The sequence below is a fragment of the Vibrio sp. 704 genome, assembly GCF_033339295.1.
Map to the genome: position 1 here is coordinate 1 of NZ_JAWOUH010001032.1, position 515 is coordinate 515.

Annotated in this window: 1 pseudogene; it reads right to left on the bottom strand. The window is 34.0% G+C overall.

The features are described 5' to 3' along the window. Nucleotides 1–403: 403 nt before the first annotated feature. Nucleotides 404–515: pseudogene (locus R7R24_RS30490) on the bottom strand (molybdopterin synthase catalytic subunit); the annotation flags it as partial.

A 515-nucleotide genomic window follows, 5' to 3' on the forward strand; every position in this document is an offset into this window, starting at 1 on the left:
ATAAAAATGTAGCAAAAAAACTAATAATTCTGTAATAACCGCACATATCTAGCAATAAACTCCAATACAAAAGCAATCACTAGTAAAATGAAGACTGTAACTGACATTTATCAGCCAAAACTTTCGATTACTCTGAATTTAAACTATTTGATAGCATCTTATGCTAGATATTTGCATATTATTTAACATTTGTGACAAACGAAGTCTAACAAATAATCGTTTATATATTGCTCGATATTTTTTATTGTGAACAATGTCACCGAGATAAAACACGGGTGTTTTCGAAGATAAGAATCGCAGTATTGAACCGTTTCAATATGGTTGAACAAATCGCGAAATACAAAAAAAGCTAAGTGCGATTAACACTTAGCTTTTTATTTTTTGTCAAAACGAGTGGCTGGTTCTATTTTTCCCAGCGCTGCGCTGCTTGATGATCGGTGTCGCGCGATTCAATCCAACGATCTTCGTTAGTTGTGCGCTCTTTTTTCCAAAACGGTGCTTTGGTTTTCAGATAG